The following is a 21211-nucleotide window of genomic DNA, read 5'->3' on the forward strand; positions in this document are numbered from 1 at the left end:
GCGGAGCACCCTTGGCGAACCTCTCAAGCCTCGCCATTCTCTAGTCATGGCGACCCCCAAGACGATCCTCATCATCGACGACGACGACGACCTGCGCGAGGCCTTGGCCGAGCAGCTGGCGCTCCACGAGGAGTTTCGTCCCGTTCAGGCTTCCACCGCCACTGACGGGGTGCGTCAGGCGCGCGAGGTGCGCGCCGACCTGATCCTGCTGGACGTCGACCTGCCCGACATGGACGGCCGCGAGGCCTGCCGCCTGATCCGCAAGGCGGGCGTCTCGACCCCGGTCATCATGCTGACGGCCCAGTCGTCGGATTCCGACGCCATCCTGGGTCTGGACTCGGGGGCCAACGACTACGTCACCAAGCCCTTCCGCTTCGCCGTCCTCTTGGCCCGTATCCGCGCTCACCTGCGCAGCCACGAGCAGTCCGAGGACGCCGTCTTCCAGATCGGTTCCTACGAGTTCCGCCCGGCGTCGAAGATGATGCTGGACGACAAGGGCAAGAAGGTCCGGTTGACGGAAAAGGAAACCAACATCCTCAAATACCTCTATCGCGCCGGGGCCAAGCCCGTGTCGCGCGAGGAGCTGCTGACCGAGGTCTGGGGCTACAACGCCGGGGTCACCACCCACACCCTGGAAACCCACATCTATCGCCTGCGCCAGAAGATCGAGCCCGAGCCGGGTCAGGCGCGTCTGCTGCTGACCGACGCGGGCGGCTACCGCCTCCAGCCCTGAGGGTTACATGAGCGAGCGTCGTCCGACCCCGCCTCTGGTGGCGCTTCGGGCCTTCGACGCCGCCGCCCGTCTGGGCAGCTTCCGCGAGGCCGCCGAGGAGCTGGGCGTCACGCCCGGCGCCGTCAGCCGTCACATCAAGGCGCTGGAGATGCGGCTGGGCCTGCGTCTGTTCGACCGTTTCAACCGCTCGGTGGTTCTGACCGCCGACGGCCGCCGGCTGGCCCAGGGCGTGGCCGACGCCTTCGAACGGCTGGAAAGCGCCCTGGAGGCCGTGCGGCCGGGCCGCAGCCGTCAGCTGCGGATCTCCGCCCTGCCGTCGCTGGCGGGCAAGTGGCTGTCGCCGCGCCTGCACCGTTTCAGCGAGGACAACCCGGACCTGGACCTGATCGTCTTCGCCGAAGACCGAATCGCCGACCTGTCGAACGGCGAGGCTGACGTGGCCCTGCGCTACGGCGAAGGGCCCTATCCCGGTCAGGTCGCGCGTCGGTTGATGAGCGAACGCCTGATCCCGGTCTGCGCCCCGTCCTTGGCGGCGGCGCGGTCGATGCGGACCCCGGCGGATCTTCTGGACGCCGTGCTGATCCATGAATCCTGGCACGACCTGCCCTTCGCCGACCGCATGGGGTGGAAGGCCTGGTTCGAGAGCGCGGGCGTTGCCGACCCCCGCGTCCAGCACCTGCGCGGCCCGGTCTTCAGCCACAGCCATCTGGCGCTGGAGGCCGCCCTGTCGGGACGCGGCGTGGCCCTGACCTCGGCGCCCCTGGCGGCGGACGACCTGAAGGAGGGGCGTCTGATCCAGCCGGTCGATCACGCCCTGACCAACAACCTGGCCTACTGGGCCGTGGTCCTGCCCGAACGCGCCGACGAGCCCAAGCTGCGGCGCTTCCTGAACTGGATCGAAGCCGAGGCCCATGCCGATCCCGTCGAGTGATCTGAACTCACTCGACCTAGCCTAACCGTGGTTTGTCCACAGCGGGTCGATAGACCATGTTCGGCGCATTCGGATCTCCCCGCCGAAAGGACCCAGACATGAAACTCGTTCATCCCCGCGCCGACGCCTCGTTCGAAGCCGTCGTCGTCTTCACCGGCAGCGTCACCCTGATCCTGCTGGGCGTTCTGGCCGGCGCCAAGCTGCTCGGCGCCGCCTGAGGTCAGACCGAGGAGGTTCGTTCGGCGATCCGTCGGATGTGCCGCTCCAGCGCGACCAGGACGAAGAAGAACATCACCACCAGGAAGCCGCCCGCGATCTGCAGCGCCAGCAGCAGACGCGGCGCGATTCCCTGCCTCAGGGCTTCGCGGTCGCCGCGCTTGGCTTCAGCCGCAGCGGCGTTCTGATCGGCCTTCTGTAGCCATAGGGCGCGGAAGGCTTCGTCGGCCCTGCCGAACGCCACCAGGGGACTGACGATCCCTTCGGGGTAGGCGGCGACGCATTGCTCGACCGGAACGTTGCGGCTGACATTGCAGCCATAGGGCGGATAGTACCAGCCCGAGCAGGCCGTGCTATTGGAATCCCACACGGTGCGACGCACATACTGGGTCGAGCACTGACGCGCAGTCTTCTGTGCAACTTTGTATTCATTAAGCTTTTTCACCACGGCCGGATCAGCCATGGCTGTCGTCACTGCGGCCCGCGCCTGCGCCTGATAGTCAGGGTTGTCGACGAAGAGGGCGACATCGGGCGCTTCTCCGCCAGCATAGGTTCCCAGGTCATAGCCTAGGGCGTCCATCAGTTCGGCTGGACTGAGCGTCTTGTCTTCGGGCTTATTGTAGGCGGTCGAGGCGCGCTGATAGAGCGCGTAATACCCAGGAAAGATGTCTTTGACGAAGCGAGCGTGACGCGCGCGGGCCTCGGCGGGAAGGCCATCGTTGGCGTCGCTCTGACGTGCGGACATAGGGGCGCGCATGGCGCTGGCGACTTCGGCACCGCTGACGGCGGTGGGCGCGGCGTCAACCTTGGTAGAAACAAAGAAGCGCCAGGCCGCATCGCCCGCGAAGAACAGGGCTGCGATCAGGCAGATGGTGGCTACCCCCAGGACGCCGACCCTCAGAATCGACAGGTAGGAGCGTTCGACGCGATCCAGCTGGATCGTGCTCAGGCCTCGTTTTGACATTGTCCCCCCCAGGACGTGGTGCGACTCGGCCAGAAGCTTAGCCGTTATTGTCGTCCAGGGCCAACGAGGCTCCGGATGGTTGGGGTCTTCTAGACGTCCAGATCCATGACCACGGGCGCGTGGTCGCTGGGCCGTTCCCATTCGCGCACGGTGTCGAGGATACGCGCGCTGCCCTTGATCACGGCCGGCGTCAGGCCCGGCGAGGTCCACAGGTGGTCCAGCCTCAGGCCGCGGTTCGACACGCGGAAGTCCTTGGCGCGATAGCTCCACCAGCTGGCCAGCTTGACCGGGTCCGGGATCTGGTCGCGCACCACGTCGGCGAACCCCCCGGCGTCTTGCAGACGACGCAGGGTCTCGATCTCGCCCGGCGTGTGGCTGACCACCTTCAGCATGAATTTGTGATTGAAGACGTCGTTGTCGCCCGGCGCGATGTTGAAGTCGCCCGCCAGGACCAGAGGTCTCTGCTGGTCGCGGGTCTTCATCTCGGCGGTCAGGCGCTCATAGAAATCCATCTTGTGATCGAACTTCGGGTTCAGCTTGCGGTCGGGAATGTCGCCGCCAGCCGGGATATAGAAGTTCTGCACCTCGATCCCGTTGATCAGGCCCGAGACGCAGCGGCCATGACCCTCGCGGCATACATCGAGCGCAGGGCCTTCGCCGTCGAGGATCGGCAGCCTGCTGGCGATGGCCACGCCGTGCCAGCCCTTTTGGCCGCGGATCTTCAGATAGGGCAGGCCCATCTGCTCAAAGGCTTCCCGAGGAAACTGGTCCTCGGTGCACTTGATCTCCTGCAGGCACAGGACGTCGGGCGCGTATTCGGCGACGAAGCGGGCGACCTGATCGACGCGCAGGCGGACCGAGTTGATGTTCCAGGTGACGATGCGAAGGCTCATGGCCCGGCCTTAGCATGGTCGCGGCCCCGACAAGGGCATGAAAAAAGCGCCCGGAACGGGTCCGGGCGCTGAACAGGTTCGTCTCTCTCACCGCCGGGAGGGGATGATTCCATGGCGGACAGAACGACCGCCGTCGTTCCTGTGCTCAAAGTGTCACAGAGCGAAAAAAAGTCAAATCAAGAAAATGCGTCAGGGTTGTGCCATCCGGACGACGCTCGGCCTGGCGACGACTTCTAGTTGCGGCTGGGGCGGCGCGTGGGATCGCGCAGCTGGAACAGGCTGGAGGCCAGACCGGAGGCGGGCTGCAGCGAGGTCAGCTGGATGCGGGTGCGGGACCCTTGCGCATCGGTGATGCTCCATTCCTGCAGCCGCAGCGGCGACCCGGCGAAGGCCAGGATGACCGAGCCTTCGTTGGGCTTGGAGGCGTCGCGGGCGGTGATGGCGAAGGCGCCCGAGGCCATGCGGGTGACACGGTCGATGCGCACGCCCTGATCCAGCCGGACCTCGCGGGCCAGGAAGGTGGATAGCGGCGTGGCCGCCAGCGGCACCTGACGGAAGACGTTCAGGCGCGGGTCGTAGCGTTTGACGTTGTTGCCGTCGGCCACGACCAGCAGGCCCGCCGGGTCGCTGTATTCGAACCGCATCTTGCCGGGACGCTGCAGCCAGAACTTGCCGGTGCGTTGCTGGCCGCCCGGTCCGGTTTCGATGAAGTTACCCTGCGCCGCCGTAAGCGCAGTCAGATAGGCCTGGGCCTGACGCAGGGTGGCCTGGTCCTCGGCGGACAGGTTGGACTGGGCCGAAGCGGGCGCGGCGGCCACGATGGCCAAGGCGGCGGCGCTGAAACCGAAGGCGCGGCGTGAAATCGTCATGTCTTGTCTTCTCCCATTCGGGATGAGGGTTCGGATGGTCATCAAGCCGCAGGCAGACGGCGACCCCATGACCCCAGCCTGACCATATTTCGGCGCTCCGATGAAGCATCGTTCATCGTTTTTAGGGGTCCTATCGTTCGCGCCGCGGGCGCTCACTGCTTGAGGACATGGGCGCTTCAACGGGCGCAGAGGGCGCGCGGTTCCGTTCGTCTGTGCCCGCTTCGGCGCTGAAGCAGCAAGCGCCCGCGGCGCGAGCGATAGCGCCCTGCAGCGAAGCTGCCGACTAGGTCAAGGCGGCGGGCCGGCGAGGATATCCCGCTTGCCGGCGTGGTTGGCGGGGCTGACAACGCCTTCCTGCTCCATACGCTCGATCAGGGTGGCGGCGCGATTGTAGCCGATCTGCAGGCGACGCTGGATGTAGGAGGTCGAGGCCTTGCGGTCGCGCGTGACCACGGCCACGGCGCGGTCATAGAGGTCGTCGCCCGACCCGCCGCCGTCCTCGTCAAAGGCGCCGTCGCCGTCGCCGTCCGGCTCGTCGGTGATCAGGTCGAGGTAGTCGGGCTCGGCCTGGCTGCGCAGGTGTTTGCACACCTCCTCGACTTCCTGGTCGGTGACGAAGGGGCCGTGCAGGCGGGTGATGCGGCCGCCGCCGGCCATGTAGAGCATATCGCCCTGACCCAGCAGCTGCTCGCCGCCCTGTTCGCCCAGGATGGTGCGGCTGTCGATCTTGGACGTGACCTGGAAGGAGATCCGGGTCGGGAAGTTGGCCTTGATGGTGCCGGTGATCACGTCCACCGACGGGCGCTGGGTGGCCATGATCAGGTGGATGCCGGCGGCGCGGGCCATCTGGGCCAGACGCTGGACCGCGCCTTCCACGTCCTTGCCGGCGACCAGCATCAGGTCGGCCATCTCGTCCATGACCACGACCAGATAGGGCATGGGCTCGGGCCGGATTTTTTCGGATTCATAGACTGGGCGGCCCTGCTCGTCGAAGCCGGTCTGGACGGTGCGTTCGAAATGCTCGCCCTTCTCCTGGGCTTCGCGGGCGCGGTCGTTATAGCTGGCGACGTTGCGGACGCCGAGCTTGGACATCCGGCGATAGCGGTCCTCCATCTCGCGCACGGTCCACTTCAGGGCCACGACCGCCTTCTTGGGATCGGTCACGACCGGCGCCAGCAGGTGCGGAATGCCGTCATAGACCGACAGCTCCAGCATCTTGGGGTCGATCATGATGAAGCGGCATTCGGCCGGCGTGTGGCGATAGAGGATCGACAGGATCATGGCGTTGACCCCGACCGACTTGCCCGAGCCGGTGGTGCCCGCGATCAGCAGGTGGGGCATCCGCGCCAGGTCGGCCACATAGGGCTCGCCGCCGATGGTTTCGCCCAGCGCCAGCGGCAGCAGGTGGCTCTTCTTGTCGTATTCGCCGCTCGCCAGCAGATCGCGGAGATAGACGGTCTCGCGCTTGGCGTTGGGCAGTTCGATGCCGATGGCGTTGCGGCCCTGAACCACGGCGATACGGCAGGCGCGGGCCGACATGGAGCGGGCGATGTCGTCGGCCAGGGCCACGACGCGACCGTGCTTCACGCCCGGCGCGGGCACCAGTTCATAGAGGGTGACGACGGGGCCGGGGCGGATCTGGTCGATGGCGCCGCGCACGCCGAACTCCTGCAGCACGCCTTCCAGCATCTTGGCGTTCTGCTTCAGCGATTCCTCGTCCACCGCGCCGACGCGCTGCTGCGGCTTGGACAGGATGCCGAGCGAGGGCAGGTCGAAGCCGTCGCTGGGTTCGAACTCGAAGGTCTGCTGGTCGGCGTCGCGGGCGGGGCGGGGCGCCTTGACGGCGGCGACCTTGGGCTCGGCGGCGCGGGTGGCGCCGCGCGTGGCCGAGGGCGGAGCGATGGGGGGGACGGGGGCGGCGTCTTCCCACGGCGGGACCGAGGCGCCAGGCGCCTCGTCGTCGGCATAGGGATCGGCGGCGTAGGGGTTGTCTTCGCCGCCATGGTCGGCGGGCGCCATGTCCGGCTCGGGCGCGCGGCGAGGCTTGCGCGCAGGCGGAGCGGCGGCCTCGGCCACGACGCGGGCGTCGCCCTTGAGCACGGCTTTCGCGGGCGTCTGAACCTTGGCGGGGCGATCCGCGCGATGGGCGGCGTGCCTCTCGGCGGCCCATCCGGCGGTGTCGGTGAAGTCGCGCAGGCGCAGACCCACGGCATAGCCCAGGGCCCAGAGGCCGAGGATCAGGAACAGGCCCCCGGCGATCCAGCGCCCGGCGGGGATGTGCAGGGCGGCCAGGCCTTGCGCCGACAGGCCAGTGACGCCGTCGCCCCACAGGCCGCCCAGCCCGGCGGCCAGCGGCCATCTGGCGGGCGCGGCCAGCGCCGACAGCGCCGCCGACAGCAGCAGGACGCCGCAGACCGAGCAGAAGACCTTGAGGGCCGTCGGTTGCAGCCGGTGTTGCAGGGCGTCGCCGATGGCGGTCGCCAGCCCGAAGGCGATCAGCAGCAGGACGGCGGGCCAGGCGGCCAGGCCCAGCGACTGCATCATCAGGTCGGCCAGGGTGGCCCCCGTTCCGCCCAGCCAGTTGGTGGCCCCTTGCGTCGAGGCGGCGTTCAGACTGGGGTCCGCCGGGTTCCACGAAATCATGGCGACCAGCAGCAGGGTCGACAGCAGGGCTTGCAGAACGCCCCGGAAACGCACGGCGAAGGGCGCCGCCCAGACGATGCGGGCGGTGGACCAGGCGCGTTGGCTGAGCGCGAGGGCGGCGGACATGAAGGCGAACCTCAGAAAACTGACCATCCCTTGTCGCGCGACAGGGTTAAGGGGCTGTTTACCAGGCGACGATCCGGCGCCCGCGACCTCTCGCCCCTCTTGTCGCCTCTGGACGCGGGCGGCCATCGGCGCGACACAGGCGGCATGGCTCAGACGGACTACGACATCATCATCGCGGGCGCGGGACTGGCGGGGGCGACGTTTGCGCTGGCGGCGGCGCAGGGCGGGCTGAAGCCGGTGCTGATCGATCCCCAGCCCTTCGACGCCCAGCTGGCGCCGACCTTCGACGGGCGCTCGACCGCCATCGCCTATTCCACCTTCCGGATGCTGGACGCCCTCGGTCTGGGGGAAGCCTTGCGCCCCCACGCCTGCCGCATGGACCGCATCCTGGTGACGGACGGCAAGCGGCCGGGCGCCGCCAGCCGCCCGCCGTCGCCGGCCTATATCCGCTTTGACGCCGACGAGATCGGCGACCGCAACGGCGGCGAGCCCCTGGGCTATATGCTGGAGAACCGCCGCATCCGCACGGCCCTGGCCGAGGCTGTGACCGCTGCCGGGATCGAGGTCCGCGCACCGGCTTCAGTGGATGGGGTCGAGGTCGGGCCGGGGCTGGCGACGGTGACGCTGAAGGACGGTTCGACCATCGCCGCGCCCCTGGTCGTGGGCGCCGAGGGGCGCGGCTCGACCGTGCGTCAGGCCGCCGGGATCGACACCCTGGGCTGGGCCTATGGCCAGAGCGGCGTGGTGGCGACGGTCAAGCTGGGCCGCGATCACGGCAATGTCGCCCACGAGTATTTCCTGCCCGACGGCCCCTTCGCCATCCTGCCCCTGACGGAGCAGCGCGCCAGCCTGGTCTGGACCGAGAGCACGCGCCGGGCCGAGGCGCTGAAGGCGGCTTCGGACGAGGCCTTCCACGCCCACCTGATGCGGCGCTTCGGCGAGTTCCTGGACGGGGTCGAGGTGGTGGGGCCGCGCTTTGTCTATCCGTTGTCGCTGCAACTGGCCGAGAAGCTGACCGCGCCGCGCATCGCCATCCTCGGCGACGCCGCCCACGGGGTGCACCCGGTGGCCGGGCAGGGGCTGAACATGGGGCTGAAGGACGCCGCCGCCCTGGCCGAGGTGCTGACTGACGCCGTGCGGATCGGCGAGGACATCGGTTCGGAGCTGGTGCTGGAACGTTACGCCCGCTGGCGCCGCTTCGACAATGCGGCTCTGGCGGCAGGCTTCGACGGCTTCGTGCGGCTGTTCTCGAACGACCTGGCGCCGGTGCGGCTGGCGCGCGATCTGGGCATGGCGGCGGTCAACCGCATCGCCCCCCTGCGCCGCGCCTTCATGCACGAGGCCGGCGGCGCGACGGGCGATCTGCCGCGCCTCTTGCGAGGCGAGAGTCTTTAAAGCCAAGAGGCCCTATCGCTCGCGCCGCGGGCGCTCGCTGTTTGAGGGCTTGGCGCCTTCCTCCCCACTATGTGGGGAGGGGGACCGCGTAGCGGTGGAGGGGGCGATGCCGCCTTCAACCGTCGAGACGCCCCCTCCGTCACGTCGCTTCGCTCCGCGCCACCTCCCCATGAAATGGGGAGGAAAGACGCGTCTTAGGTCAGTCGTGGGTGTGCAGCAGGACGTCGCCGCCGTCGCGGCGGTCGGCTTCTTCGACCGCGCAGCGCAGGGCCGAGGCGCGGGTCTGGAACAGGCCGAAGAAGAGGCCGTCCGACGAGGCCAGACGCCAGACTCGGCCGATGCGGCTGATCTCGAACAGGACGGGACGGGCATGGGAAAGAGGCGCGGCGGTCATGCTTGCGGCTAGGCGTGGTTCAGGCGGTCGGCCTGGCGTTGAAGCTGTCTGGCGATGCGCAGCGCCGCCTCGCGGTCAGGAAAGGGCCGCGTGGCGCAGCTGTCCAGCGTGACGCACCAGCCGCCGTCGCGAGCGACGACGCCATAGGTGCGGCTGCTGTGGGGCACGGCCTCGGCCTGAATTTCAGGGATGCCGGCGTCGGGATAGCCGCTCATCATCGCGGGCGGCTCCGGTCGGCGGGGTCCCGCGGGGTGCAGCCGAGATAGAGGGTCAGAACGGTCTGGGTCATGCGCCAGACGCTGGAGGGGGCTCCAGGCGGGGCGGCGCGGTTGAGGGACTGGTTCAGCAGGGCGCGGCGGCTCATGGGCATCTCCTTCAGACGGCGAAGAAGACGCCCAAGGGGCGTAAGGGCGCGATGCGGAAAGCGGGGCGCCCGCCTAAGCGCGGCGTAAGCTTTAGTCGAGGGGACGGGCGTCCTCGGCCAGCATGATCGGCACGCCGTCGCGGATGGGGAAGGCCAGCTTGGCGCCCGCCGAGATCAGCTCGTTGCGCTCGCGGTCATAGGTCAGGCGGCCGCGGGTGACCGGGCAGACCAGGACCTCCAGCAGGCGGGGATCGACCGAGACGGGGGTGTTGAAGGCGTCGCTCATGAAGTCTTTCTTAGTGGGCTATCGCGCTTCGCGCTACTTGAGCCCGTTTGGCGGGCCGTGTCCCTACGGGACGGACGCTCTGACGCGCTGGTTGTGAGTGGCGGCTACTGCATCGCCGGGCCGTCGTCGTCGCCGGGGTCGGCGGCGTCGATGCGCAGCAGGGCGGTCAGGGCCTCGGCGCGGTCTTCCAGCGTCATGGCCTCCAGCAGGGCCTGTTTCTCGGGCGGCTCGAAGGGCAGGGCCATGGCCAGGCTGTTGATCAGGGCCTCCTGCGGCGCGGCTTCGGCGGTGTCCCAGTCCACGTTCAGGCCCCGGTGTTCCAGATAGGGGCGCAGGGCGTCGAGGAAGTGGTCGCGGTCGAAATGGTTGCTGGGATCGGGGGCGTGCAGGTCGGCCTCGAAGGGGGCGAAGTCCGCGTGAACCTGACGATAGGGCGTCTTGACCTGAAGCTCGGTGGTGACGCGGAACCGGCAGACCCCGGTCAGGGTGATCAGATAGCGCCCGTCCGAGGTCTCGTTGAAGCTGGTGATGCGTCCCGCGCAGCCGACGCGGCTCAGCGGCGGCAAGGGATTGTCCAGCCCGGTCAAGGTCTGGATCAGGCCGATCATCCGATCCCCGGCCATGGCGTCGTCCACCATGTTCAGATAGCGCGGCTCGAACACGTTCAGCGGCAGCTGGCCGCGCGACAGCAGGATGGACCCCGGCAGAGGAAAGACCGGGATCACCTGGGGCAGTTCAATCGCCTTGATATAGCCCTGCGCCATCGCTGCGCTCTCCGGTCAGGCGAACAGGATGGAGGACAGGCGACGGCGGCCGTCGCGGGCGATCTCGCTGGCGCCGCCGGCCGCTTCGAACACGGTCAGCAGCTGCTTGCGCGCCGCCTGGTCGTTCCACTCGCGGTCGGCCTTGACGATGGCCAGCAACTGATCGACGGCGCCGCCCAGATCACCCGCCGACGCCAGGGCCAGCGACAGGTCGAAACGGGCCTGATGATCATTGGGATCGGCGGCGATCTTCGCTTCCAGTTCGGCGGTGGCGCCGGTCGGGGCCGAGGCGGCCAGGGCCAGCTGGGCGCGGACGCTTTGCACCATGGGATCGGGGGAGTCGGCAGGGGCCATGGCGATGGTCTGGCGCGCCTGTTCGGCGTCGCCCTCGGCCAGGTAGACGCGGGCCATGCCGGCGATGGCCTTGGGGTGGTCGGCCTCCATGGTCAGGACGTGGGCGAAGGCCTGGGCCGCGCCGCCCAGGTCGTTCAGCGACAGGGATTCCTCGCCCAGCGACAGCAGTTGCTCGATGTCGGTGTTGACGCCGGCGCCGCCGGTCAGCTTGTCGATGAAGGCCTTGATCTGGCTGTCGGGGATGGCGCCCTGGAAGCCGTCGACCGGCTGGCCGTTGACGAAGGCATAGACGGTCGGGATCGACTGGACCTTGAGCTGGCCCGCATAGGCCGGGTTCGCATCCACGTCGATCTTGACCATCTTCACCGCGCCGGCGGCGCCGCGCACGGCCTTCTCCAGAGCGGGACCGAGGGTCCGGCACGGGCCGCACCAGGTGGCCCAGAAGTCGACGATGACCGGCTGATGTTTCGAGGCCTCGATCACGTCGGCCATGAAGGAGGCGTCCGTGCCGTCCTTGATCAGGTCGGCGGGCGGGTTCAGCGTCGGGTCGGCGAAGGTCATGATCGGGTCCGCATCTGGATCGAAGAATCGTAACGGATCAGATGGCGTCGGGATGCCTCGCCATCAAGCGTTGAAATGGACGCAGTCGCCGCCGCGCCTAGAGGCTTGGGACCCGGCGGCGAAAAAACAGAGTCCAATTCGTCTGAAATCGACCGCCCTGCGGCCCGCCATGAAGGTCGCCATAGCAGGGGCCTGCGTCAGAAGGGGACGCGCGGGCGGGAAACGGACCCGAGGAATGTCGGCTGAGGGTGGAAAACGGACTATTGCGTAGCGCGCCATTCCATCTGCAAAGTCATTCGATGAGCCCTGAGGAAAAGCAGACCAAACGACTTCGCTACTTCGAGGGGCTTGGTTGCACGGGCATACTCATTTGCACAGTGATGCTCATTGTTGCTCCACTAATCGTCCTCAGCGCTTGCCCACCTGATGGGTGCGAACGAGTCGCCTGGCGCTTCCTGGCTCTTCACATGGGTGCCAGCGGTGCTGGTTTGATCGTTTTCGAACTTCTGCGACGGTATGGTTCTGCCGCATTGAAAAGGCGCGACCGTTAGGTCCGCAACGGGTCGTGAAGCGAAGTTCGCTTAAGGGGGGGTGGCGGACGTTCCATTATCCGACTTGAACCGCCGCGATGAGGCTACCAACGGTCAGACTGCGACAGGTTCGCGCTCTCGCGCGCCGCTGGGTCCCCCGGTCTCGCTGCGCTCGCCGGAGGATGACGAAAGCGAAAGCGCACACCGTCGGGAGCGGGCATCACCTGACCTGCCGATAGCGGACGCCTCTGCGGCGCCTAGGCGGCTAGCCGCGCCTCGTCGGGGCGCAGGGTCAGGACGCGGACGCCGTTGGAGGTGACGCAGACGGTGTGTTCGAACTGGGCGGAGAGCTTGCCGTCGGTGGTGACGACGGTCCAGCCGTCGTCCAGGGTGGCGACGGTGCGGCGGCCCTGGTTCAGCATGGGTTCGATGGTGAAGACCATGCCTTCGCGCAGCCGCAGGCCGGTTCCGGGCTTGCCGAAATGCAGGACCTGGGGCGCTTCGTGCATTTCGCGGCCGATGCCGTGGCCGCAGAATTCGCGGACGATGGAATAGCCGTTCTTCGTGGCGTGGCGTTCGATGGCGTGGCCGATGTCGCCCAGCGTGGCGCCGGGACGGACGGCACGGATGCCCTTCCACAGGGCCTCATAGGTGGCCTGGACCAGACGGCGTGCGGGGCGGGCCACGTCGCCGATCAGATAGGTCTTGCTGGAATCGGCGATGAAGCCGTTCTTCTCCAGAGTGATGTCCAGATTGACGATGTCGCCGTCGCGCAGGATCTCGTCCGCCGACGGCACGCCGTGGCAGACGACCTGATTGCGCGAGCTGTTGAGCACGAAGCCGTAGCCGTACTGGCCCTTGCTGGCGGGGCGGGCCTGCAGCTGATCGACGATGAAGGTTTCGACCAGGGCGTCGATCTGCAGGGTGCTCAGGCCCGCGAGCGTCAGGCCGTCCAGATGGGTGAAGACGGAGGCCAGCAGGCGCCCGGCCTCGGCCATCAGTTCGATCTCGGCCGGGGTCTTGGTCATGCGGCGGCGGCCGACAGATCAGGGGCGCCGACGCCCGCCGCCTTCAACTCGCGCGCCATCAGGTCCTGAAAGGAGAGGCCGGGGTTCAACTCGCCCAGCATGCCGATCCTGATCCAGAAGGCGGCCTGGGCGTTGATTGAGCGGCACGAGGCCTTGCTGGCCCGGCGCAGCTGCTCGTGCAGTTCGTCCTCGATATTGACGATGCCCATGAGGCGACCTCGCATATACGTTTCATATATGTTGCATATACCCAAGCAGGCGGCTTAGTCCAGAGCGTCGAAGTCCACGACCAGGGGTTCGCGGTCCAGCAGGGTCAGGACGCGGCGGAAGGCGGCCTGATCCAGAGCGGTGGTCGCCGTATTGGTCAGGGGGTGGAAGTTGACGACAGCGGCGTCCCACAGGCGCTGATCGAGGACGAAGGTCACGCGCCGGTCGGTGTCGTTGATCAGGCCCAGCGCCGTGACCGAGCCGGGACGGACGCCCAGCGTCTCCCACATCAGGGTCTCGTTGCCGAAGGAGAGACGGTCGGAGCCGAGCGTCCGGTGGGCGCGCTTCAGGTCGATGACCGTGTCCTGGGCCGCCGAGATCAGCCACAGCCGGCCTTTCTTGTCCTTGAGAAACAGGTTCTTGGTATGCAGGCCGGGCAGGCCGGCCTTGAGGTCCAGCCCCTCCTCGACGCGGAAGACGGCGGGGTGGTCGTGGGTGGTCTGGGCCACGTCGTTGTCGGCCATCCAGGCCAGCAGGCGGGCGCGGTCATAGGCCGGGATGGGGGCGGGACCAGTGGGGTCGGCGGCGGTGTCGGTCATCTCGGCCTTGTCGGGCGGGCGGCGGGGGCGATAGGGAGGAGGCTGCAATCGTTAGCCTCTGTTCGTTGTCTTTGGGAGCCCACGTCTTGGAACTGGAATGCTATCCGATGAGCCCCCGGCCGTGCGACCTGGTGCCGGGCCGTCAGTCGCGCAACTGGATGGACGCCTTCGCCAGCCGGCATCCCTATCGCTGCCTGCCGCTGACCATGGCCAACACCACGGGGTGGGAGATCCTGGTCCCGTTCGGCTTCACCGCCGAATGGAACGGCGGCCCGGCCCAGTCGGATATCAAGATCACGCCCGACCGGCCGCAGCCGGAGCTGGACCACTTCGTCACCTCGCACTTCTCGCGCGGGGTGCTGACCATGCACCCGCAGTACCTGTTCAGGACGCCGCCGGGCTGGGGCATGCTGGCGCAAGGCTCGCCGAACCACGTCAAGGACGGCATCCAGCCGCTGACCGGTCTGATCGAGACCGACTGGCTGCCCTTCCCCTTCACCATGAACTGGATCTTCACGCGGCCGGGCAAGGTCAAGTTCGAGAAGGGCGAGCCCTTCTGCTTCATCCTGCCGGTCGAGCACAGGAAGGTGGAGGCGTTCGAGCCGGTGATCCGTTCGCTGGACTCCAATCCCGGCATGAAGGGCCAGTTCGACGCCTGGAACCGGGCGCGCACCGACTTCAACACCCGCCTGGCCTCGGGCGATCCCGACGCGGCCAAGGAGGCCTGGCAGCGCTTCTACTTCAAGGGAGAGGTGCCGGAAGCGCTCGGCACGGCGCCGGCGACCCACGCCAACAAGCGCCGCTTGAAGACGCCTCGGGTCGGCTAGCGCCGCCCCGAGGGTCTTTCTTGAAGAGGCCTACCGCGCTTCGCGCTACTTGAGGCCATGATCACATACAGCAACGCCCGCCTCAGCGATGAGGCGGGCGTTTTCAGTTCGGGCCGCTCTCCGCGCGCGATAGCGCCCTTACTTGGAGACAGGCCGGGCCACGCGCGGGCCGAGGTTGTTGATGACCTCGCGGGCGTCGAAGGCGTTGGGGTCGCCAGCGGGCTTGGGACCGCGACCCATGACGATCTCGGCGGTGGCTTCGTAGCGGTCGACCTGACGGATGTCGCGGTCACGACCCCAGTAGGGATCCCAGGTGCTCCAGTAGCCGCGCTGGTAGAAACGCCACTGAGGACCCCAGTAGGGGCCGTAGCGGTCATAGTAGAAGGGGTCGGGCGTCGTATAGAAGCGGGTGTCGCGGTCGGTGGCGCGGGTGACGGTGGCGAACCAGTCGTAGCCGTTCTCGACCGTCAGCTCGGCCGAGCGCAGCAGCAGCGACATCTCGACCTGATCGCGCGAAGTGACCGAATTGCCCGAGAAGCTGACGCTGTAGCGGTTGGCCTCGAGCCGCTGCTCGGCATAGCCGCCGCGCTCGCCGTTGTAGCCCGCGGGCTGATAGGGGGTGGCGGTGGCGCAGGCGCCCAGCGCCAGGGCGCCGGCGAGAGCCACCAGAACCGTCGTCTTGCGAAGGTTTTTCATGGGAGTGTCTCCTTGAACGTCCAGTGAACGTCCGTGGGTCTGAACGGGGCATGAACAGCCAAGTTCCTCATCACGGACACAAATGACCTAACCGTGCAATCGCGATACGATCAGGATCGCCGCCAGGATCAGAAGGGCGCCGACGAAGACGCCGAAGCCGCGCTTGAAGCGGGGCTGGTTCATCCGCGCGGCCAAAGCGGCGCCGCCCAGGCCGTAGGCGCTCATCGACAGCAGGTCCATGCCGATGGTGGCCAGGGCGAACAGGGCCAGCTGAGGCGCGACCGGGCGGTTCATATCCAGAAAGGGCGGCAGGACGGCGGTGAAGAAAAGGATGGCCTTGGGGTTGGCGATCTGGACCGTGAAGCCGTCGACCAGGGCGCTGCGGCCGCGTCGAACCTCGACATGATCGGGCTCGGCGGCGGTGGCGAAGGCGCCGTGCAGGGCCTTGATTCCCAGCCAGGCGACATAGAGGGCGCCGAGCACGGCGATGATGCGGAAGACCTGGGGGAAGGCGGCGACCAGGGCGCCGAGGCCGAGGGCGGCGGCGCCGAACCAGACCAGGGTGGCGGCGTTCATGCCCACCACGCCGATCAGGGCGGAGGCGCGACCCTTCTCCATGCCCGTGGCCACGGCGAACAGGTTGGCCGGGCCGGGGGTGACGGCCATGACGGCCATGACGCCGAGGAAGGCGGCGTAGAGATGGGGATCGACGGGAAGAACGGCCATCAGCCCCTTTCCGGCGGAGGGCCGGTCAGGTCAAGCCAGGTTGAGCGACCGGATCAGATTTTGGCGGGCTCAGCCGGTCGGGCGGGTTCGGCCGGCGGGGCCGGGGGCGCCGGGGGGATCATGAAGGCCGCATCGACCTCGTCCAGCGCATCTTGCGACTGAGCGACGGCGTAGTCGGCCATCAGGCCGTAGGTGACCATCTGGTCGGGGTCGGCCTGGGCCCAGGCGCTGTTGCTGGCCATGCCGTGAACCATGGGGGCGACCCCGGCCAGGCTCTCCGCAACCACGGCGTCGATGTCGATCTCGGCCAGGGCCTGACTGGCGATCTCGCCGGCCTGCGCCGTGGCCATGGTGGTGAAGGCGGTGACGTGGGGCTGGTATTCCGCCCACAGGGCGGCGACGCGCAGGCCCTTGGTCGTGTCGTCGAGGGCGTCGTCGTCCTGGATGGCTTCGGCGCGTTCGCCGAACTCCTCCATCTTGGCCTCGAAGGCGGCGGCGGCGGCCTCCAGCTGGACCTCGGCGGCGGTCCGGCTCTCTTCCGCCACGGCGGCGGAGACGGGCAGCAGGGCGAGGGCGGCGGCGAGCGACAGGGCGCGGATCATGAGGAGATCTCCTTGGGCGGACGCGGCAAGGTCCGCCCAAGGAAGCCCGATCTCAAGTGAAATCGCGGTAAGGCGCCGCGATGAGCCCTACGCCCGCTTCCGTCGGGACCTCTACTGCGATGCGCCGCCCATGGAGGCGATCGCCTGAGGGGCGCCTGCGCGGATCTGATCGGGGATGCCGCGCAGCGTCGCGCCGGCCTTGGCCTTGTCTGCGGCGATGCGCTGACGGGTCGCGTCGTCGGGCGCCTCGCCGATCAGGCCGTCGAAATAGGCGTCTAGCTCGACGGCGTAGCTCTCGATGTCGGGACGATAGCGCGCCAGAACGGCGTCCACAGCGGCCATACCCTTGGCCGTGTCGCCGCCGGAGGCTCTGACAGCGGCATGGAGCTCGGCCTGGAGCGGCGCGATGCGGATCTTGAAGGCCTCAGTCTTGACCTCCAATTCCGCTTCGGCGGGCGACTTGGGTGAGATGGGCAGGATGATGGGCGGTCCCGAGTTCGCGGCGGGGGCTTGCTGAGCCACGACGGGGGCGGCGAAGGCGAGGGCCGCCGTTGCGACGAGCGACAGGGCGCGGATCATGACGGAGGCTCCTTTTGCGGATCGCGAGCGGGGTCAATTCAAGGCGCGCCGATCTCAAGTGAAATAGCGGCAAGGGACGCGCCTGGGCTCGTCCCTTGCGTTGGATCAGTTGGGGGCGGCGGGGGTTGCCGGCGCGGCCAGGGCCTGATCGATGCTGGCGCGGATCTGGGCCGGGGCGTTGCGCAGCTGGGCCGGGGCGGCTTCGGCGGCGGCGAGGATTTCTTCCTTCTGGGCGGCGCGCTCGGGGCGGGCGGCCGTGGCGCGCAGGAAGCTTTCCAGTTCACCGGCGAAGGCCTCGAACTGGGGCGCATAGCGGTCGATGATCGCGTTGGTGCGGCTCTTCTTGGTCGCGGCGTCGAGGGCGGCGTCTTCCATCACCGCCTGCAGTTCGACACCCATCTGGCGCGTCTCGGCCTCGAAGGCCATGCCCCTGGCTTCAAAGGCGGTTTCCTCGGGCGACATGGCGGGCGCGGCGGCGGCGGGGCCCGAAGGGGCGGCGTCCTGAGCGAAGGCGGGCGCGGCGAAGGCGAGCGTCGCCGCAGCGGCGAGAACGAGGCGTAGGGACATCAGGAGCTCCGAGAGATTGGGAGCTTGAAGGCTCCATCGTCGCAGAAGGTTGCGCACTTCTGCGACGATGTGGAGGGTTTTCGCATTCTGGAGCGCCGGTTGAGGTCGCGCTTCGGCTGTGGCGGCGCTAGGAGCGGCCGCCGGCGGCGATGAAATCCGGGGCGAAGGTGCGGATGTGCTGAACCATGCCGCGCAGCCTGAGGCTGTTGTCGGCCTTTGATTCGGCCAGAGAAACCTTTTGCTCGTCGCTCGTCGCGATGGCGATCTGAGCGTCGAAGAAGGATTCAAGCTCGGGCACGAAGGCGTCGATTTCGGGTTCGTACCGCGCGATGATCGCCTCGACCGCAGCCATCCCGCGGCTCTGATCGCCGCCCGCTGCTGCAATGGCGGTTTCGAGTTCGGACTGAAGTTGGGCGAGGCGGGCGGTGAAGGCCTCCGCCTTGATCTCGAAAGCCCTGACCTCCGCCGACGGGGCGCCCTGGACCGCGGCTGTGGGCGCTGTCCCCTCCTGGGCGAAGGCCGGGGCGGCGAGGGTGAAAACGGCGGCGGCGATCAGAGCGAGGCGCGAGGACATGATCCGTTCCGTTGAGCGGGAGCCGAGAACTCCATTTGCAGCCAGAATAGACATATTAACATCGATGTGGAAACAGCCTTGCGAGGCGGGGCTTGTAGGCAATTGGCGCGATGGGCGGATAAGCTCAGGCTGCGACGGAAGGGCCCGCTCATGCGCATCAGGACATTGACCATAGCCACGGCCGTCATCGCGTCCGTCTTGACGACGAACGGCGTCCAGGCCGCCGCGCCGGAGCGAAGCTATGCCGTCAGCGGGGACTGTGGCGGACGGCCCGCGACGACGGTGCGGATGGCGCCGGACTTCTGTCTGGGGCTGGTCTGGCAGGGCGCGGGGACGGACGGCCCCGGGATGCCGCGCGGCTTGATGCAACTGGCCGACGGCGACTGGCTGGTCACGGATCTGGGCGGTTGGGAGGCCGGCAAGGGGGCGGTCTGGCGGCTGTCGTTCGCCAGCGACGGCGCGGTGCGCTGGCGGCATCTGGCGCGTGGTCTGTCGATGCCGCACACGGTGGCGCGCGGGCCGGATGGGCGCATCTATGTGTCGGAGATGAACCGCATCCTGACGCTGGACCCGGACGCGGCGGATCCGGGGCTAAGCGTACGCACCGTGATCGGGGACCTGCCGGACAACCGGCTGCACGACAACCGTCACCCGCTGTCGAGCTTTGTCTTCGACGGCAATGGCGACCTGCTGGTCAATGTCGGGGCGCCCAGCGACCGCTGTCTGGACGCGGCGGGCAAGCCCAAGGTCGACGCGCGCGGGGCCTGCGTCGAGGACGCGGCCACCGCCCAGGTCCGTCGCCACGCCTATCTGGGGAATGGCCGCTGGGCCGCGGAGAGCACGGTCTTCGCCAGCGGCCTGAGGAATTCCATCGCCCTGGCGCGCCACCCGTCGGGGACGGTGTTGCAGGCTGAGAACTCGGTCGATCTGACCACGCCCGAGCATCCGTTCGACGAGGTGAATGTGCTGCGGCAGGGCGGGCATTACGGCTGGCCCTACTGCGTCGACCTGGCCACGCCGCTGCCGGGTTGGTCCGCGCGTCAGGCGCGTTGCGGCGAGCGGGATCGGCCCGTCGCCCTGCTGCCGCCGCACGCCGCGCCGCTGGACATGATCTATTACGAGGGGGCGATGTTCCCGCAGCTGCGCGGGCGTCTGCTGATGACCTGGCACGGCTATCGCCGCACGGCGGGCCGGATCACGGCGGTGGAGACGGATGCGGCCGGTGTTCCGCTGACGGACGTCGGCGGGCGATACGCCCTCTATCCGCGCGGGTCGCTGGCCTACCCGGCCGGGGCGCCGAGCGTGAAGGGCAGGGTGCTGACGCCGGGCTGGGATCGTATTGCAGGGCGTCAGCCGCGCGGCTCGCCGGTGGTCATGGCGGTCGCCGCCGACGGTTCGATCTGGGTCACGGACGACCGCAGCCGGGCGATCCTGAGGATCGCCCGGCCTTAAGGCTTTAGGGCCTAGCCCTTGGTGCGGGCGTCGCGCTTGGCCAGCACCCGCAGACGCAGGGCGTTCAGCTTGATGAAGCCCTCGGCGTCGTGGTGGTCATAGGCCTGGACGCCTTCTTCGAAGGTCACCAGGTCCTGATCGTAGAGGCTGTTCTCGCTCTCGCGGCCGATGACGGTGGCGTTGCCCTTGTAGAGCTTGACCGTGACCGTCCCGGACACCTTCTGCTGGCTGTAGTCGATGGCGGCCTGCAGCATCTCGCGCTCGGGCGAGAACCAGAAGCCGTTGTAGACGAGGTGGGCGTACTTGACCGCCAGTTCGTCCTTCAGGTGCATGGCGCCGCCGTCCAGGGTGATGGACTCGATGCCGCGGTGCGCCGCCAGCAGGATCGTGCCGCCCGGGGTCTCATAGACGCCGCGCGACTTCATGCCGACGAAGCGGTTTTCGACCAGGTCCAGACGACCGATGCCGTTGTCGTGGCCGTACTGGTTCAGCGCGGTCAGCAGGGTCGCCGGCGACATGGCCTCGCCGTTGATCGAGACGGCGTCGCCCTTTTCAAAGCCGATGGTGATGACGGTGGCCACGTCCGGGGCGGCTTCCGGCGAGATGGTGCGCTGGTGCACGAACTCGGGGGCCTCGACGGCGGGGTCTTCCAGCACCTTGCCCTCGGACGAGGAGTGCAGAAGGTTGGCGTCGACCGAGAAGGGGGCCTCGCCGCGCTTGTCCTTGCTGATCGGGATCTGGTGCTTCTCGGCGAAGGCCAGCAGGGCCTCGCGGCTGCGGAACTCCCACTCGCGCCACGGGGCGATGACGTGGATGTCGGGGTTCAGGGCGTAGTAGCCCAGCTCGAAGCGGACCTGGTCGTTGCCCTTGCCGGTGGCGCCGTGACAGACGGCGTCGGCGCCCAGCTGGCGCGCGATCTCGATCTGGCGCTTGGCGATCAGCGGACGCGCGATCGAGGTGCCGAGCAGGTACTGGCCTTCATAGAGGGCGTTGGCGCGGAACATGGGGAAGACGAAGTCGCGCACGAACTCTTCGCGCAGGTCGTCGATGAAGATGTTCTCGGGCTTGATGCCCAGCTTCAGCGCCTTTTCCTTGGCCGGGGCCAGCTCTTCGCCCTGACCCAGGTCGGCGGTGAAGGTGATGACCTCGGCGCCGTATTCGGTCTGGAGCCATTTCAGGATGATCGACGTGTCCAGCCCGCCCGAATAGGCGAGGACGACTTTCTTGATCGGCCGGTCTTGGGGGGCGGGCGAGGTCATGGGTGGAAAAATCCTTTCGGGACGCGGGGAGGCGTGTCTGGCGCGCTTAAAGGACCAGACGCCCCCTGATGC

Annotated in this window: 25 protein-coding genes and 1 pseudogene; 6 read left to right on the top strand and 20 right to left on the bottom strand. The window is 68.1% G+C overall.

Annotated elements, in window-relative coordinates; translation table 11 throughout:
- Nucleotides 1-46: 46 nt before the first annotated feature.
- Both P0Y52_14835 and gcvA read left to right on the top strand, forming a co-directional pair.
- Nucleotides 47-733 carry a response regulator transcription factor gene (locus P0Y52_14835; GenBank protein WEK57799.1) on the top strand — a complete coding sequence of 229 codons (687 nt, stop codon included), beginning with the start codon at nucleotides 47-49 and terminating at the stop codon, nucleotides 731-733.
- A 7-nt stretch (nucleotides 734-740) separates the two neighbouring features.
- Complete coding sequence (gene gcvA, locus P0Y52_14840; GenBank protein ID WEK57800.1) at nucleotides 741-1664, top strand: transcriptional regulator GcvA; 924 nt, start codon at nucleotides 741-743, stop codon at nucleotides 1662-1664.
- A 220-nt stretch (nucleotides 1665-1884) separates the two neighbouring features.
- Here gcvA and P0Y52_14845 read toward each other — a convergent pair whose 3' ends face one another.
- The 4 genes from P0Y52_14845 to P0Y52_14860 form a co-directional block, all read right to left on the bottom strand.
- Nucleotides 1885-2844: a hypothetical protein gene (locus P0Y52_14845; GenBank protein WEK57801.1), complete on the bottom strand. Its 960-nt coding sequence runs from the start codon at nucleotides 2842-2844 to the stop codon at nucleotides 1885-1887.
- 89 nt (nucleotides 2845-2933) lie between these two features.
- A complete protein-coding gene (gene xth / locus P0Y52_14850; protein WEK57802.1) occupies nucleotides 2934-3737 on the bottom strand; it encodes an exodeoxyribonuclease III in 804 nt (267 codons plus the stop codon).
- A gap of 233 nt (nucleotides 3738-3970) precedes the next feature.
- Nucleotides 3971-4606 carry an outer membrane lipoprotein carrier protein LolA gene (locus tag P0Y52_14855; GenBank protein WEK57803.1) on the bottom strand — a complete coding sequence of 212 codons (636 nt, stop codon included), beginning with the start codon at nucleotides 4604-4606 and terminating at the stop codon, nucleotides 3971-3973.
- 288 nt (nucleotides 4607-4894) lie between these two features.
- Complete coding sequence (locus P0Y52_14860) at nucleotides 4895-7375, bottom strand: DNA translocase FtsK (GenBank protein ID WEK57804.1); 2481 nt, start codon at nucleotides 7373-7375, stop codon at nucleotides 4895-4897.
- Nucleotides 7376-7519: 144 nt separating this feature from the next.
- Here P0Y52_14860 and P0Y52_14865 point away from each other — a divergent pair, with 144 nt between their 5' ends.
- Complete coding sequence (locus P0Y52_14865) at nucleotides 7520-8770, top strand: UbiH/UbiF/VisC/COQ6 family ubiquinone biosynthesis hydroxylase (GenBank protein WEK57805.1); 1251 nt, start codon at nucleotides 7520-7522, stop codon at nucleotides 8768-8770.
- A 49-nt stretch (nucleotides 8771-8819) separates the two neighbouring features.
- Nucleotides 8820-8939 (top strand): annotated as a pseudogene (locus tag P0Y52_14870) (hypothetical protein).
- Between the two features lie 30 nt (nucleotides 8940-8969).
- On the opposite strand, the gene P0Y52_14875 reads toward P0Y52_14870, so the two are convergent.
- From P0Y52_14875 to P0Y52_14915, 9 genes are all read right to left on the bottom strand, one after another.
- Nucleotides 8970-9164, bottom strand: coding sequence for a hypothetical protein (locus P0Y52_14875; GenBank protein WEK59518.1), 195 nt, complete (start codon nucleotides 9162-9164; stop codon nucleotides 8970-8972).
- 8 nt (nucleotides 9165-9172) lie between these two features.
- The gene (locus tag P0Y52_14880; protein ID WEK57806.1) at nucleotides 9173-9379 is read right to left on the bottom strand and encodes a hypothetical protein; all 207 of its coding nucleotides are present in this window, start codon (nucleotides 9377-9379) and stop codon (nucleotides 9173-9175) included.
- On the bottom strand, nucleotides 9379-9528 hold the full coding sequence (locus tag P0Y52_14885) for a hypothetical protein (GenBank protein WEK57807.1): 150 nt from the start codon (nucleotides 9526-9528) through the stop codon (nucleotides 9379-9381). Before P0Y52_14885 ends, P0Y52_14880 begins: the two co-directional genes overlap by 1 nt.
- Nucleotides 9529-9619: 91 nt before the next feature.
- Nucleotides 9620-9814 (bottom strand): Trm112 family protein, encoded by a 195-nt coding sequence (locus tag P0Y52_14890; GenBank protein WEK57808.1) that lies wholly within the window; start codon nucleotides 9812-9814, stop codon nucleotides 9620-9622.
- A gap of 104 nt (nucleotides 9815-9918) precedes the next feature.
- A complete protein-coding gene (locus P0Y52_14895; GenBank protein WEK57809.1) occupies nucleotides 9919-10578 on the bottom strand; it encodes an LON peptidase substrate-binding domain-containing protein in 660 nt (219 codons plus the stop codon).
- 15 nt (nucleotides 10579-10593) lie between these two features.
- Nucleotides 10594-11493: a thioredoxin gene (gene trxA / locus P0Y52_14900; protein WEK57810.1), complete on the bottom strand. Its 900-nt coding sequence runs from the start codon at nucleotides 11491-11493 to the stop codon at nucleotides 10594-10596.
- Nucleotides 11494-12280: 787 nt separating this feature from the next.
- Nucleotides 12281-13051, bottom strand: a complete 771-nt coding sequence (gene map, locus P0Y52_14905; protein ID WEK57811.1) for a type I methionyl aminopeptidase — start codon at nucleotides 13049-13051, stop codon at nucleotides 12281-12283.
- Entirely contained in the window at nucleotides 13048-13260 is a 213-nt protein-coding gene (locus tag P0Y52_14910) for a ParD-like family protein (GenBank protein ID WEK59508.1), read from the bottom strand. Before P0Y52_14910 ends, map begins: the two co-directional genes overlap by 4 nt.
- Nucleotides 13261-13314: 54 nt before the next feature.
- Nucleotides 13315-13782, bottom strand: a complete 468-nt coding sequence (locus P0Y52_14915; protein ID WEK59509.1) for a prolyl-tRNA synthetase associated domain-containing protein — start codon at nucleotides 13780-13782, stop codon at nucleotides 13315-13317.
- 161 nt (nucleotides 13783-13943) lie between these two features.
- Between P0Y52_14915 and P0Y52_14920 the strand changes: the two genes are divergently transcribed.
- On the top strand, nucleotides 13944-14684 hold the full coding sequence (locus P0Y52_14920; protein WEK57812.1) for a DUF6065 family protein: 741 nt from the start codon (nucleotides 13944-13946) through the stop codon (nucleotides 14682-14684).
- A gap of 138 nt (nucleotides 14685-14822) precedes the next feature.
- On the opposite strand, the gene P0Y52_14925 is transcribed toward P0Y52_14920, so the two are convergent.
- The 6 genes from P0Y52_14925 to P0Y52_14950 all read right to left on the bottom strand — a co-directional run bounded on the left by P0Y52_14925 (nucleotide 14823) and on the right by P0Y52_14950 (nucleotide 18428).
- The gene (locus P0Y52_14925) at nucleotides 14823-15380 is read right to left on the bottom strand and encodes a hypothetical protein (protein WEK57813.1); all 558 of its coding nucleotides are present in this window, start codon (nucleotides 15378-15380) and stop codon (nucleotides 14823-14825) included.
- An 87-nt stretch (nucleotides 15381-15467) separates the two neighbouring features.
- Nucleotides 15468-16106 carry a LysE family translocator gene (locus tag P0Y52_14930; protein ID WEK57814.1) on the bottom strand — a complete coding sequence of 213 codons (639 nt, stop codon included), beginning with the start codon at nucleotides 16104-16106 and terminating at the stop codon, nucleotides 15468-15470.
- A 53-nt stretch (nucleotides 16107-16159) separates the two neighbouring features.
- The gene (locus P0Y52_14935) at nucleotides 16160-16708 is read right to left on the bottom strand and encodes a hypothetical protein (protein WEK57815.1); all 549 of its coding nucleotides are present in this window, start codon (nucleotides 16706-16708) and stop codon (nucleotides 16160-16162) included.
- A 111-nt stretch (nucleotides 16709-16819) separates the two neighbouring features.
- Nucleotides 16820-17287, bottom strand: a complete 468-nt coding sequence (locus P0Y52_14940; GenBank protein WEK57816.1) for a hypothetical protein — start codon at nucleotides 17285-17287, stop codon at nucleotides 16820-16822.
- Between the two features lie 105 nt (nucleotides 17288-17392).
- A complete protein-coding gene (locus tag P0Y52_14945; protein WEK57817.1) occupies nucleotides 17393-17854 on the bottom strand; it encodes a translation initiation factor IF-2 in 462 nt (153 codons plus the stop codon).
- Nucleotides 17855-17981: 127 nt separating this feature from the next.
- Nucleotides 17982-18428, bottom strand: coding sequence for a hypothetical protein (locus P0Y52_14950; GenBank protein ID WEK57818.1), 447 nt, complete (start codon nucleotides 18426-18428; stop codon nucleotides 17982-17984).
- Nucleotides 18429-18578: 150 nt separating this feature from the next.
- Between P0Y52_14950 and P0Y52_14955 the strand changes: the two genes are divergently transcribed.
- Nucleotides 18579-19880: a PQQ-dependent sugar dehydrogenase gene (locus tag P0Y52_14955; GenBank protein ID WEK57819.1), complete on the top strand. Its 1302-nt coding sequence runs from the start codon at nucleotides 18579-18581 to the stop codon at nucleotides 19878-19880.
- 11 nt (nucleotides 19881-19891) lie between these two features.
- Here P0Y52_14955 and P0Y52_14960 read toward each other — a convergent pair whose 3' ends face one another.
- Nucleotides 19892-21139, bottom strand: coding sequence for an argininosuccinate synthase (locus P0Y52_14960; GenBank protein ID WEK57820.1), 1248 nt, complete (start codon nucleotides 21137-21139; stop codon nucleotides 19892-19894).
- Nucleotides 21140-21211: the final 72 nt, after the last annotated feature.

It is taken from the genome of Candidatus Brevundimonas phytovorans, from assembly GCA_029203145.1.
Classification (GTDB): Bacteria; Pseudomonadota; Alphaproteobacteria; order Caulobacterales; family Caulobacteraceae; genus Brevundimonas; species Brevundimonas phytovorans.